The organism is Roseiflexus castenholzii DSM 13941 (assembly GCF_000017805.1).
Lineage (GTDB): Bacteria > Chloroflexota > Chloroflexia > Chloroflexales > Roseiflexaceae > Roseiflexus > Roseiflexus castenholzii.
The window spans coordinates 3,694,810-3,709,053 of the sequence record NC_009767.1; the positions used below are offsets into that span (position 1 = coordinate 3,694,810).

At 61.4% G+C, this 14,244-nt stretch carries 8 protein-coding genes; all 8 read left to right on the forward strand.

Annotated elements, in window-relative coordinates:
• The first annotated feature begins 48 nt into the window (after positions 1 to 48).
• Positions 49 to 2,934 carry a GAF domain-containing protein gene (locus tag RCAS_RS14705; RefSeq protein ID WP_012121344.1) on the forward strand — a complete coding sequence of 962 codons (2,886 nt, stop codon included), beginning with the start codon at positions 49 to 51 and terminating at the stop codon, positions 2,932 to 2,934.
• A 748-nt stretch (positions 2,935 to 3,682) separates the two neighbouring features.
• Positions 3,683 to 6,868 carry an alpha-mannosidase gene (locus tag RCAS_RS14715; protein WP_012121345.1) on the forward strand — a complete coding sequence of 1,062 codons (3,186 nt, stop codon included), beginning with the start codon at positions 3,683 to 3,685 and terminating at the stop codon, positions 6,866 to 6,868.
• Positions 6,869 to 7,347: 479 nt separating this feature from the next.
• Complete coding sequence (locus tag RCAS_RS14720) at positions 7,348 to 8,361, forward strand: arginase family protein (protein WP_012121346.1); 1,014 nt, start codon at positions 7,348 to 7,350, stop codon at positions 8,359 to 8,361.
• A gap of 226 nt (positions 8,362 to 8,587) precedes the next feature.
• The gene (locus RCAS_RS26235) at positions 8,588 to 8,743 is read left to right on the forward strand and encodes a DUF4058 family protein (RefSeq protein WP_198135939.1); all 156 of its coding nucleotides are present in this window, start codon (positions 8,588 to 8,590) and stop codon (positions 8,741 to 8,743) included.
• 73 nt (positions 8,744 to 8,816) lie between these two features.
• On the forward strand, positions 8,817 to 8,993 hold the full coding sequence (locus RCAS_RS26240; protein WP_269632102.1) for a DUF4058 family protein: 177 nt from the start codon (positions 8,817 to 8,819) through the stop codon (positions 8,991 to 8,993).
• Positions 8,994 to 9,045: 52 nt separating this feature from the next.
• Positions 9,046 to 9,945: a GNAT family N-acetyltransferase gene (locus RCAS_RS14730; protein ID WP_041330855.1), complete on the forward strand. Its 900-nt coding sequence runs from the start codon at positions 9,046 to 9,048 to the stop codon at positions 9,943 to 9,945.
• Between the two features lie 489 nt (positions 9,946 to 10,434).
• Positions 10,435 to 12,615: a beta strand repeat-containing protein gene (locus RCAS_RS14735; protein WP_012121348.1), complete on the forward strand. Its 2,181-nt coding sequence runs from the start codon at positions 10,435 to 10,437 to the stop codon at positions 12,613 to 12,615.
• A gap of 424 nt (positions 12,616 to 13,039) precedes the next feature.
• Positions 13,040 to 14,230 carry an MFS transporter gene (locus RCAS_RS14740; protein ID WP_041330856.1) on the forward strand — a complete coding sequence of 397 codons (1,191 nt, stop codon included), beginning with the start codon at positions 13,040 to 13,042 and terminating at the stop codon, positions 14,228 to 14,230.
• Positions 14,231 to 14,244 lie beyond the last annotated feature (14 nt).

A 14,244-nucleotide genomic window follows, 5' to 3' on the forward strand; every position in this document is an offset into this window, starting at 1 on the left:
AATTCATTGCGACTATTAAACTTGTGCGAATATTGAGGAATATACGCCGTGACACAATCTGTGAGCGATCCAATCGCCGAACTCCAGCGGGAGATCGATGCGCTGCGCATTGATCGAGAGCGCGACCTGCGGGCATTGAATGTGCTTCGCACCGTCAGCATCGCATGCCTGGGGAAACCCAACGCGCGCGCCATCTTCGAAGCCATGCATCAGGCGCTCCTGCCTGTGTTCCGGTACGATGCGGCATACTTCGCCGTCTGTGATCCCGGCAATCGGGAAACATTTCGCGCCGCGTTGCTCGTTGATGAAGAGAGCGTCGAATATCTGGAACACACGCCGTATGGTCCGCTGACCGGCATGCTGGTGCAGCATCGTCAACCATTGCTCTTTTACGACCTGCTGCACGAGCGCACGCTGCTGACACCGCCGCCGGAACGATTTGGCAATCAGCAGAAGCATTCACGATCCTGGATGGGGACGCCGCTGCTGCTCGGCTATGAGACGGTTGGGGTCATGTCGATCCAGAGTTATCGGCCAGGAATCTACAATCAGGATCACCTCGATCTGTTGCAGCGGATAGGCAACCTGCTGGCGGTGGCGCTGGAGAATGCGGCACTGGTGGAACAGCAACAGACGTTGAGCAACGAACTGACGGAGCGTATCGCGGCGCGCACCCGCGAACTGACCATGCTGACGGCGCTCGCCGAAGAACTCGCGTTCCAGCGCCCACTCTCCGAGTTGCTGGATCGCGCGCTATCGCTCCTGGTGGATCATCTTGCCATGAGTGGCGGCGCTGTGCGATTGCTCTCTTCCGATGGCGCGGAACTGACCCTCGCCGCCGCCTATGGGTTTCCTCCGGCGTATGCGGATCAGTTGGCGCGAATCCCGGTTGCGAGCAGTCTGATGCGCAGCGTCATTGAAGAACGTCGCCCGCTGATCATTGATAATCTTGCGCAGAGCGAGCACTGGCAGCGTCTTGGGTTGCACTACCGCTCGTTGATCGCCGTTCCGCTTCAGATCGGTGATCGGGCGCTGGGTTCCTTGCTGCTGGTCGATACGCGCCAGCGCGCCATTCAAGACCAGGAGATCGAATTTGTGCGCACCGTTGGGCATCAGATCGCTATCGGCATCAAGACTGCGCAGTTGCTTGCCGAGCGCGAACGGCAGGTCGCCGAACTATCGGCGCTGAGCGACATTAGCCACGCGGCGAGCACCACGCTGGAACTGCGCGCGCTCCTGCGCCACATCGCGCGCGCCCTCGCCCGCTTCATGCGCGCCGACGTTTTTTCCGTCGCAGTCTACGATGCTGAACGAGACGTTATCAGCGACGGCTTCTCGATCGATGATGGCGAAGAGCATTCCTTCTGGCAGTTTCAACCGCCGCCGTCGGACTCGTTGACCGCGTGGGTGCTGCGCAACCAACGCGCGTTGCGTTTCGATAACCTGCTCGACGAGATCGGACGTTACCCGGAACTGCGGTTGCACGCTATCGGTACAGATCGCATGGCGCTGTCGTGGCTCGGTGTACCGCTGATCGGGCGCGAGGGGCAACCGATTGGCGTTCTCACGGTGCAGGCATACTCACCCTGTGCATTCGATGATCGCGATGAGCGGTTTCTGGCGGCGGTCGCGCGCCAGGTGGCGTTGCACGTGCAGAATGTCATGCTGTTCGCCGCCGAGCAGGAGGCGCGGCGTACCGCCGACACGCTGCGCGAAGTGGCGCGTGTATTGAGCGCTGCGTTCAGTTCGGGTGAAGTGCTGAACGTGATCCTGCGCGAACTGAAAAAGGTCATTCCCTACGATAGCGCCTCCATTATGTTGCGCGAAGGGAGGGTGCTGCGCGCCGCTGCCGTTGCTCCTGAGCATATCGCCACCCGACTGGACGCAATGGACCGTCCACTGAATGAACCCGGCGCTGCTGTATGGGTTGTACACCACAAACAACCACTTTTGATCGAGGACGTCAGCGTATCGCACATCTGGGCGCCCAAACCGCAGATCAGCAACATCCAATCGTGGATCGGCGTCCCATTGCTTGTCAAAGGTGAGGTGCTCGGCGTGCTGAACATCGACTCAACCCAAAAGGGGCGTTTCACCCAGCGCGATGTCGAGGTGGCGCAGGTCTTCGCCGACAACGCCGCGATTGCTATCGAAAACGCCCGGCTGTATGCTGAGTCGATTGCGCGGCGCGAACAGGAGCTTGAGATCGCGCGCCGTATCCAGTCGAACCTGTTCCCCCGCGAGCTGCCGCGGCGTCAGGGGATCGCGCTGGCGGCGCGTTGCCTGCCTGCCCGTGAAGTCGGCGGCGATTTCTTCGACTGTTTTGCGCTTGGCGAACGCCGCTCGATTGCGGTGATGATCGGCGATGCGTCGGGCAAGAGTGTGGCAGGAGCGCTCCTGATGGCGATGGCGCGGTCGGTTGGACGCGCCGAAGCGTTCGATCATGAGGAACCGGCGCTGGTGCTGCGCGAAACGAATCGGAGCGTGGCGCACGATGTGCCGCGCGGCACTTTCGTGGCGCTCTGCTATGCGACGATTGATCCGTCGGGGCGCATAGCGGTGGCGAACGCCGGACAGTTGACGCCGGTGCTGGTGCATGCCGACGGTGCTATTCAGTATCTCTATCCGCCAGGACCAACCCTGCCGCTCGGCATTCAGTCCAATATCGGGTATGAAACGCTTGCCATCGATCTGGCGCCGGGCGATACGGTCGTGTTCTTTACCGATGGGCTGGTCGAGGCGCACAATGCAACTGGCGAGTTGTTCGGCTTCGAGCGCCTCGATGCGCTCCTGACGAAAGAAGCCGGTCTGCCGCCCGACGCCCTCATCGACCGCATCATCGACGAAGTGATAGCCTTCATGGGCGATACGGTGCAACACGATGACATGACCCTGGTTGTCGTGCAATTCGGCGGGGAACGGACGAACGATTGAGACGGTGCGGAGGATGGACCAACATCTCAGTAGTGGCACACCAGCACTCGACCGCGACATTCCCGGTTGCTCATATTGATCGTATTCCTCGGCGGACAAGAAGAGGACTGGATCGCAGATCACCCGTCGTTATCTCAGCGATCCGGCGCACTGTGTATGCCTGCTGATGGCGACGTCGGTCTATTGGCAGGACGCCTCTTCATGAGACGTGGCGCGACAGGATGCATTGCACGGGCGCATCTAGCGCTCGGATTGCCGGAATCTCAGCCGGTTTGCGCCTGGTGTGCGGCGGACGGCTCGCGGTTGGCGTCATCAACGAACCATCCCGCATGCGCTCGCACCGTCGATGTCTCGATTCGTAGCGATGGTCAGGCGATGATTGAAGGAAGTGCGAGAACGCTATTGAGCGCCTGGACTAACGCCATGGCGCCTTCCCAGAAGGAACTGCTCAACCATAAGGCCGATCGATGATACATACCCGCGTATCTGCTCCACAAATCGCCGGAAATCGTCCAGCCGACCGAGCAGTTCGTACAGGCGCTCAGGGTCCGCCCGGATATATTCATGCCTGCGAGCGAGCCGGTGGCGCACCCCTACCTGTCTCCTTCCACCCGTGAAATGTCAACTTTCCCCTCTTTTCCCTTCCACCTTCGCATCTTCCACCTTCGCACCTGTACCCTCGCGCTTCTGGTCACTACAACCCGTGGTATGATAGACCCCGTTCGTTCTTGCCAAAGGAGCCGTTATCATGCTCTTCTTCACCGTCGAAAAACTGAAGGCGCGTCTGGAGGAGATGCGCGCCGCCATCATCCGCGACACGCGCCCGATCACAGACGTGTTCACCTGCCCTGTGCCTGGCGCCCCCTCAGAGCATGCGATGTCTCCTCCGCCCCCGCCCGACGATCCTTCCTGGCGTCCATTGAAAGTCGGCGAACGGTGGGGCGGCGACCCACACAATCCCGACAAACCCGATGAACCGTTGCCGTGGGGTATGCCGGTCGATGGCGGACATACCCACTGGCTGCGCGCCATTATCCGCATCCCTGAAGAATGGCGCGGACGTCAGGTGCTGATGCGTATGCGCTGGTCCGCGGAAGGGCATGCCGGGATTGAAGGCATCGCCTACCTGGACGGAACGACGCTCGCCGGGATCGATGAGCCACACCCGGCCATCCTGCTCCCTGAACACGCACACGAGGGCGATCACGAACTGTTGATCCGCTGCTACACTCCCTATCGCCGATCCTTCGGCGGATTGGAACTGCAATTGCGCAGCGACATCATTGCTCGCCTGGCTGCCGTCATGTATGCCATTCTCGATGCTCTTCCCACCTACCGCGACAGCGACCCGGAGAAGCATGCCTTGCTCGACCGGATTAACCGCGCTTACAATCTGCTCGACCTGCGCGAAGGATGGCAGAGCGAACGCTTCGAAATCTCGGCAGGCGCGGCGCTGACCTTCCTGCGCGAAACGTTGACGGCGAACCTGGCGCCGGGACAGCGCCCGATTATTCTGGCGACGGGTCACGCACATATGGATGTCGCATGGCTCTGGCCCCTCTGGCGCACGCATCAGAAAATTGCGCACACCGTTGCAACCGCGCTGCACTTGATGGAACGCTACCCGGAGTATCACTTCAGTATGAGCCAGCCGCAGACGTATGCGTTCCTCAAACAGGATGACCCGGAACTCTATGAGCGATTGCGACAGCGCGTGGCGGAAGGGCGCTTCGAGCCGGTCGGCGCAATGTGGCTCGAACCGGATTGCAACGTCACCGGCGGCGAGTCACTGGTGCGTCAGGTCATTCATGGGATCCGCTTCTTTGAGAATGAGTTTGGTCCGATTGAGCATATCGTCTGGTTGCCTGATGTGTTCGGCTATTCGGCGGCGTTGCCACAGATCATGCGACTGGCGGGCATTTCCTGTTTCATGACGACGAAGATCAGCTGGAACCAGTTCAACCGTATGCCGTATGACACGTTCCGCTGGCGCGGCATCGACGGCTCGGAAGTGCTGGCGCATTTCGTGACCGCAACCTCTGCACCGGTAAAACCCAACCCGACCGAAGCGCAGTTCTACACCTACAACGGGAGCATGCTGCCGTCCGAAGTCTTCGGAACGTGGAATCACTACCGCCAGAAAGACATCAATGACGAGGTGCTCTACATCTACGGGCACGGCGACGGCGGCGGCGGCCCGACCGAAGAGATGCTCGAACTGGCGCGGGTGATGGCAGACTTGCCGGGATTCCCGGTAGTGCAGCCCGGTCGCGTTGAGCAATACTTCCAGCGGCTGCGGCAGCGCGTCTGGAACAATCCACGGTTGCCGGTGTGGGTCGGCGAGTTGTACCTGGAGTACCATCGCGGCACGTACACGAGTCAGGCGCGCACCAAGCAGAATAATCGTCAAGCGGAACTGCTGCTGCGCGAAGCCGAATGGCTCAATGCGTGGGCGGTCACCCACGGCGCAATCAACCGCCAGGCGGACCTCGACGCTGCCTGGCGCACGGTGCTGCTCAATCAGTTCCACGACATTCTGCCCGGCAGTTCGGTGCCGCTGGTGTACGTCGAAAGCGAGCAGCAGTTTGCTGAAGTGCGCGATACGGTCGAGACAGTGCGCCATGCCGCCATCACCGACCTGACCGGCAGCCATAGCAACGGCGCTGCGCCACACCTGGCGGTGTTCAACGGTCTCGCCTGGGATCGGACGGAGTGTGTTGCAATTCCGCTCGAAGACCTGCGGCAGCCACTGATTGAAGGTCCGACGCAGGTTGTCGAGCAGATCGATGGAACGCGCACGCTCCTGGTCGAAGCAACCGTCCCCGCATTCGGGTATGCCGCGCTTCGCGCCGCGCGACATCCATCCCCGCCGGCGCAGTTCATCACCCGCCGCGACTACCTGGCGTCCGATGAGTTCCGCATCGAGTTCGACGCAAATGGCGAGATCGGCTCACTCTACGATGCCCGGTACGAACGCGAGATTATCGCCGAAGGCGCCACCGGCAATCAACTTGTACTGTACGAAGACCGCCCGATGTTCTGGGACGCCTGGGATATCGATCCGTTCTATCTGGAGAAACCATATCCTATCCACAACATCAGCGAATGGCGGGTAATTGAGGAGGGACCACTACGCGCCACGGTAGAGATCGCGCGACGCTTCGGCAGAAGTACGATCCGCCAGCGCATCAGCCTGTGGCACAACAACCGTCGGATCGACTTCGAGACCGAGGTGGACTGGCAGGAGCGCCAGAATCTGTTGCGCGTCCTTTTTCCCTTGCGGCTTAACGCTGCCCGCGCAACCTGCGAGATCCAGTTTGGCGCGGTTGAGCGACCAACGCACCGCAACACGAGTTGGGACTGGGCGCGCTTCGAGGTGTGCGCACACCGCTGGATCGATTTGAGTGAGGGCGGGTATGGCGTGGCGCTGCTGAATAACGGAAAATATGGGCATAGCCTGCTCCACAATACCCTGGGCATCTCACTGCTCAAATCGGCAGTCATCCCCGATCCACAGGCAGACCGTGGGCTGCACCGGTTCATCTACAGCCTGCTGCCACATGCCGGCGATTGGCGCGAGGCACAGGTCACCCGGCGCGCGTATGAACTGAACGCCCCCTTGCGCCCGGTGACGGTCGCTGGCGAGATACCGGCGGAAGGACGATCGTTCCTGCATGTTGACAGCGATCACGTAATCGTCGAAACAATCAAGACAGCAGATGATGGCGACGGTTTGATTGTGCGGATGTACGAAGCGCACAATCAGCGTGGGCAGGTGCGCCTCGAATTCGGGCAACCGGTCGAGTCGGCGGTCGAAGTCGATCTCCTGGAGCGCGAGACCGGACCGGTAACCGTGGACGGGCGGACGGTGCGGTGCAACGTGCGCCCATTCGAAATCAAAACCATTCGCGTGCGTTTGAAACCGCCGTTGTAGTAGGGACAGGTCTGAGACCTGTCCCGGAAAGGACAGGGCTGAGACCGGTCCCGGAAAGGACAGGGCTGAGACCGGTCCCGGAAAGGACAGGGCTGAGACCGGTCCCGGAAAGGACAGGGCTGAGACCTGCCCCGGAAAGGAAAGGGCTGAGACCTGCCCCGGAAAGGAAAGGGCTGAGACCTGCCCCGGAAAGGACAGGGCTGAGACCGGTCCCGGAAAGGACAGGGCTGAGACCTGCCCCGGAAAGGAAAGGGCTGAGACCTGCCCCGGAAAGGACAGGGCTGAGACCGGTCCCGGAAAGGACAGGGCTGAGACCGGTCCCGGAAAGGACAGGGCTGAGACCGGTCCCGGAAAGGACAGGGCTGAGACCGGTCCCGGAAAGGACAGGGCTGAGACCGGTCCTGGAAAGGACAGGGCTGAGACCGGTCCCGGAAAGGACAGGGCTGAGACCTGCCCCCACAGGTCTGAGACCTGCCCCGATGACCCCGACGACGACAACGTCAACGTTGACCATGGTCCTGCCCGATATGGTCGCCCTGCCCCATTTCGCACACCCGACGATCAACCCGCCGGTGCGTCACCCGGCGGCGGTGACGGTCATCATCGAGAGAGACGATATGAAAACCCATCCATTAACCGCCCTTCAGGTCATCGGCGTGCGCTATCGCGGCAGCACACCTGCCGAAAACGACGAGCGCGCGCTCGACGCTTATGCTGCCTCCGGCGTCTACCACGCCGCCAGTGTGCCGACGACGATCAGCGAACCACGGATGCCGGCAACACAGCGTCGCATTGACGAACCATCGAACCTGGGTTGGATCTGTCGCGCTATCGCCGATGATGTTGCCGCGGCGCACGCGCGTGGGCGCGCGCCGCTGATCGTCGGCGGCGACTGCACCCACGCCGTTGGCGTCGTCGCCGGGCTGCAACGCTCCCACGGACCGAATGCGCGCATCGGGTTGGTCTGGTTCGATGCGCACGGCGACTACAACACGCCACGCACAACCCTCTCCGGGATGCTGGGCGGTATGCCGGTGGCAGTGTGCGCCGGACTGGCGCTGCCGCAGTGGCGCGACCTAGCGGGGATGCAGGCGCCATTGCCGACCGACCGCATCATGCTGGTCGATGCGCGTAACCTCGACCCGCCCGAAGAGCAGTTGATCCGCGCCACCGAAACCGCTATCGCCGATGTCAACGATTTCGCCGGTCCTCTGGCATCGCTCGCGGCTGCTTGCGACGTGCTCTACCTGCACGTTGACTCCGACATTCTCGAGGCTGCGCTCGTGCCGAACCACGCCACCCGCGAACCAGACGGACCGGGGCTGTCCGAGGTAAGCGCGGCCATCGACACGGTCATGGCGACCGGCAAGGTTGGCGCGTTTGCGGTTGTTTCGGTGTACGGCGCCGGTCCCGGTAGCGACATCAGCGTCGCATCGGGAACAGCGCTCATTCGCGCTGGATTGGAAGCCTGGGCGCGACATGGGACGGTGTAGACCGCACCGTTCATTCGAACGCCCGGTTCGCAGGCGCAACGATGCACAACCTGCACGGCAGTCGTGGACGCTAACCGCGCCTTGGACTTAGCTGAACGTGGACGAACGCCCACACTTGTGGAGTGGTTGGCTGAGCCTGTCGAAGCCAACGCCAATGACAAGACGGTCAACGTGTCCTGCACCCTGCGCGCCCTTATCCACGATACAATCCTTCGTGGAGGCGCGTATGCACTCACCATTTCCGGGCACGGACCCGTATCTGAAGTCAATGGCGATCTGGCCCGACGTTCACGCCGGGCTGATTGCTGCCATGAGCCGGCAATTTCAGCCCTGTCTCAGCCCACGATATGTGGCGGTCATTGTGCCCTACACGGCGTTTTGAGATCATCGACAACAATCTTTCCCGGTTTCTCGTTTCCGATAGCACTATCATCGAGCGTGATCAACAGCGTAGCGTGACCGCTGCAACTGTGGCGCCGGCGCCAGTGGTTGGAGCGCTGGAAGTTGAGGTTGAAACACGCTACAATCGCCTTGAAGTGCGCACCGTCGGCGACGAAACGGCTGCGCTGGCGAGTGAATTGCTCTCGCCGGCGAACAAGCGCTCAGGCGCCGATGCTGCCGACGAAGCCTGACGTACTGAACGCCTTGCCGCTGCTGGTCTGCGGTAAAGTATGGCGGCGCCCTATGGCAGTCACATCCCGTCTCTACGCCGGTGAAGATGATTACGCGCGGATGCGCCAGTTGCTGGCGGAAATCGAGGCGCTCGAAGGTCCGCTCGTCTACTGCCACGTCGGCGACCTGGACTGGTGGCGCTTCACCGATGAGGACACCCACGCGCTGGCAACGCGCATCCGCCTCTGGTTCGACCATCAGGGTGCGCTGGTGGGGTTTACCTGGCCCAGCGAACATCAGGTCGATCTGCTGGTCCATCCAGCGTACCGTGCCATCGAACCGGCGATGCTCGATTGGGTTGAGCATCTGAGCCGTCTTGACGTTGACGATCCCAAGCCACACGTGTCTGTATGGAGTTATGAGCACGATGCGTACCGCAATAATCTGCTCATGCAGCGCGGATATGTGCGCACAGACCACTTCCTGTCGCTCAGCACACGTGATTTGCATGAACACGTACCGGAGCCGGAAGCGCCGGCCGGCTACACCATCCGCCACGTTCAGGGCGAAGCGGACGTGCACGCGCGCGTCGAAGCGCACCGCGACGCCTTTGCCTCGTCGCGGATGAGTGTTGCCAAATACCGCGCTGCGATCCATGCCCCGACCTATCGCCCCGATCTCGACCTGATTGCGGTTGCGGACGATGGAAGTGTGGCGGCGTTCTGCACCCTGTGGTTCGACTCGATCAACCGCATTGGTGAGATTGAACCGCTCGGTTGCCGGGCTGCCCACCGCCGCCATGGGCTGGCGCGCGCGCTCGTGCTCGAAGGGCTGCGTCGTCTGCAAGGGTACGACGCGCACCTGGCGACCGTGTTCTATGGAAGTGAACCGGAAGACCAACCGGCGCGTCAGTTCTACGCGAGCCTGGGGTTTATCGAACGCGGGCGTATGTATGCGTGGAAGAGGGGTTAGGGGTTAGAAAAACTGTCTCCTTGCTCACGCGCCCCTCGCTCATCCGCTCACCTGGCCGCAACCGTCACGTTTCCTCTCCCAAGACCCTTGAGACGATATGACATCCTCGAAGCAGGCGCAAACCCTTCCTCTGGTGACGTCCAATGGCAGGAAGCAGGGTTACGAGCAGACCTCACGAGTCGGGGACATCCTTCGACCTGCTCGACACGCAATGTGGAACCTCCCCGCGCTTCCCCTTCTACGACCCGCTCCCGCGCTCGGTGACTGTCATCGGCATCTGTTCATCAACTATTCATTCGCTAGCGCTACGATGACGCTAAGCGCGAAGCACGGACACAGGAAAGTCACTTGGATTGGAATAGAGATCATCGGATACAGACCAATCTTCGAGGTATTTTCCACCAGCGCAGCACCGGCTGCTCGTGAGCAAGACGCGATGACAGGAGAAATAAGGTTCATATGCGCACACAATTGACAGAAGGGACTGCAATGAGGTTCATTTCTTTCAATCTCTTCATCCGCGCGCTGACCATCGTCAGTTTTGTCGTGGGATTGATCGGCGGAATCGGTCTCATTCCTCGTCCGGTGCGCGCCAATGTGCAGCCATCCTGCTCCACCACGCCGCTCTTCACTAATGGCTCATTCATTACAGGAACCGGCAACGGCGCGAGCGGCGCCAATACCAGCTCGCCCCAGGGCACTGACACCGGTTTCGGATACCTGGTCGATCCGACGCGCACACAAACCGTCCCCGCCGGTCCCGCTCGCGCTCGCCTGGCGGACGATTTCACTGTGACCGGCAATGGGTGGCGTCCTTCTGCGATAACGCTCTACGCTTATCAGATCAACAGTGGTACCACATCGACCATCACGGGAGTGGTCGACCTGCGTCTATGGAATGGCGTCCCCGGCGATGGCGGCGCAGTGATCGCCGGTCCGGTGAATGGAACAATCACAAACAATAACTGGACAAATGTTTATCGCGTGCCTGCTAATGACCCAACGCAAACATCCCGACCGATCATGGCGGTGACGATCAACTGGCCCTTTACTGTCACTACCTTGCTGACCGGAACCTACTGGATCGAGTGGGGCATGGCAGGCAATGAGAGCCTCAGCGGTCCCTGGGTTCCCCCCGTCAGCACCGGCACTACCAACAATGCGCGCCAGCTCGATCTGACCGGCGGCGAGCCGGGAACCTGGGCGCCACGCGGTGACTATACGAATACCAGCAACATTGTTGAATTCCCGTTCGTCATCTGCGGCTCGGAGATACCCACACCACAAATTACAAGCCTGAGTCCGAACGCAGTAACCGCTGGCAGCGATGAGTTCACACTGACGGTCAACGGCAACGGCTTTATCGATGGCACAGGGTCGGATCGCTCGGTCGTGCATTGGAATGGTAGTCCACGCGCAACGACGTATATCTCCAGCACCCAACTGACCGCGACCATCCCCGCCAGCGACATCGCCACGGCAGGCACGGCGAGCGTGACGGTCGTCAATCCAGGCAACGTTACATCGAATACGGAAACGTTCACGATCACCAACCCGACGCCAGCGATCAGCAGCCTCAGTCCGTCCACCGCCGTCGCAGGCAGTTCCGGCTTCACCCTCACCGTCACCGGCACGAACTTCGTCAACGGGTCGGTCGTGCGCTGGAACGGCAACGACCGCACCACTACGTTCGTCTCCGGCGCCCAACTGACCGCGACCATCCCCGCCAGCGACATCGCCACGGCAGGCACGGCGAACGTGACGGTCGTCAACCCTGCTCCCGGCGGCGGCGAATCGGGCGCAGCAACGTTCACCATCATCAACCCGACGCCGACGATCACGGCGATCAGTCCGTCGTCGGCCACGGCAGGCGGTTCCGGCTTCACCCTCACCGTCACCGGCACGAACTTCGTCAACGGGTCGGTCGTGCGCTGGAACGGCAACGACCGCGCCACCACGGTCGTCTCCAGCACGCAACTGACCGCAACCATCCCCGCCGGCGACATCGCCACAGCGGGCACGGCGAACGTGACGGTCGTCAACCCTGCTCCCGGCGGCGGCGAATCGGGCGCAGCAACGTTCACCATCAACAACCCGACGCCGACGATCACGGCGATCAGTCCGTCGTCGGCCACGGCAGGCGGTTCCGGCTTCACCCTCACCGTCACCGGCACGAACTTCGTCAACGGGTCGGTCGTGCGCTGGAACGGCAACGACCGCGCCACCACGGTCGTCTCCAGCACGCAACTGACCGCAACCATCCCCGCCGGCGACATCGCCACAGCGGGCACGGCGAATGTGACGGTCGTCAACCCGGGTCCCGGCGGCGGCACATCCAACACCGCGACATTCACCATTCAGGCGAGCAACCCAACGCCGGTGATCGGCAGCGTCTCGCCAGACCTGATACCGGTGGGAGACACAGATGTCGTTCTGACGGTCACCGGCAACAACTTCGTTGCGAATTCGGTGGTGCGCTGGAATGGAACGTCGCTCACAACGACATTCGTCAGCGCGACGCAGGTGCAGGCGACCCTCCCGTCAGCGCAACGCAGCGCCGCAGGTGATGGAAGCGTCACGGTCTTCAATCCGGCGCCCGGCGGCGGTGTGTCGAATGCGATCACGGTACCGGTGCGCTTCCAGGTGATGCTGCCGCTGGTTGTACGGTGATACGTTCCATTGTTCCCTGGGGCGACCCGCCGATTCGCCCCTTATACAGGTGTCGATTTTCCGACAAGCCCTTGCGGTGCATTATCCGTTTTTGGGCATCAGAATGTCTCAACTTTCCCTCTCCAGCGGCGCCGGATGCCGGAAAGGGAGCAGGGGGTAGGGAGAGAAAGGCTTCGGGACACAGCAACCATCCCTGGTTCCCGAAAAAACTCTATTGTTGAGCGTGGACGCCTCTCCCCGGACGCGCTCTGGACCCATCACGGACGCCCCTGCTGCCAGATGTTGCGACATCGTTGCCTGTGGTATCATAACCCGCACGGCGCACCGGTCTGGACGGGGCGCATTGACCTGCTGCCAGATGTTGCGACATCGTTGCCTGTGGTATCATAACCGGGCATCGCAGTCGTGACGTTCAGGAGTCTCCGTGGAGCCGAAAACCCTCGCCAATCGCCTCTCTGCCGCTTCGATTGCCTGGCGTCCGGGTATAGCAATGGCATTACTGATGGGCTATTTTGTTCTTTTCGGCATGACGGTTGGCGGACAGGGGGTGCTCTGGGCAGACATTATTCACACCTTGCGCATCAGTGAAGGTGCGTTTGGGTCGGTCCAACTCCTGCCGCCACTTATCGCAATGGGATTGCTGGTTCTCGGTGGTCCGCTGACAGTGCGGTTCGGCAAAAAACGCCTCGCTATCACTGGACTTATCGTGCTTGGTCTCTCGTCACTCGGACTTGCCGCCGCGAGTGACTTCTTGAGTTTCAGCATTGCCCTTGCACTCAGCGGTCTGGGGTTCGGCGCAGTCGAGATGGCAATGAATAGCGCTACGCTAGATTGGGAACAACAAACGCAGCGCCCAGTGATGAACCTCATGCATGCCGGATTCAGCGGCGGCGCTGTGACAGGCGCGTTCGCTGCCGGCGGACTGTTACAGACAGGATGGATCTATGCGCATGTGCTCTGGCTGCTCGCTGCGTTCTGCGCTATCGCCCTGCTGGCAACATTGCCCGTGCGCTATCCGCCTGCTGCACCCACGCACACCACCCACAATGGAGCAGGCGCGGCGTTGCGCCTTTTGATCGACCGACGCGCGCTGCTTGCGTTTGCGGTGTTGAGTATGTTTGGCGTCGTGGGGGAAAGCGTCGCCAACACCTGGTCGGTCATCTACCTGCGCGACCTTGGCGCAGCGGCATTTGTCGGGGGTACTGCATATGCGCTCTTTAACGGAACGATGTTTGTTGGAAGGCTGACAAACGCACCATTTGTTGCGCGGTTTGGCGCGCGCACATCGCTGCTCACATCGGGTACGCTTGTGATCATTGCCGGGCTGTTGCTGATCATCCCCGACTCCATTCCGGCTGCGGTGGCTGCCTTTGCGCTTGCCGGTCTGGGAGTCGCCGGCGTCGTGCCGACGGCGCTCAGCGAGGCGGCGCGACATGCTCCTGGCAGCAGCGGCGCAGTGACCGGCGCAATCATGGCAGTGACATACCTTTCCTTTGTCGTGTGTGCGCCGCTTATCGGCTGGATAGCGGAACTGGTCTCGCTTCAAACGGCGCTGCTGACGGTTGCGCTCAGCGGCATAGGCATCGTTGGGCTGGCGCGCGGCATCGCTCGATGACAGGAACGCACAGA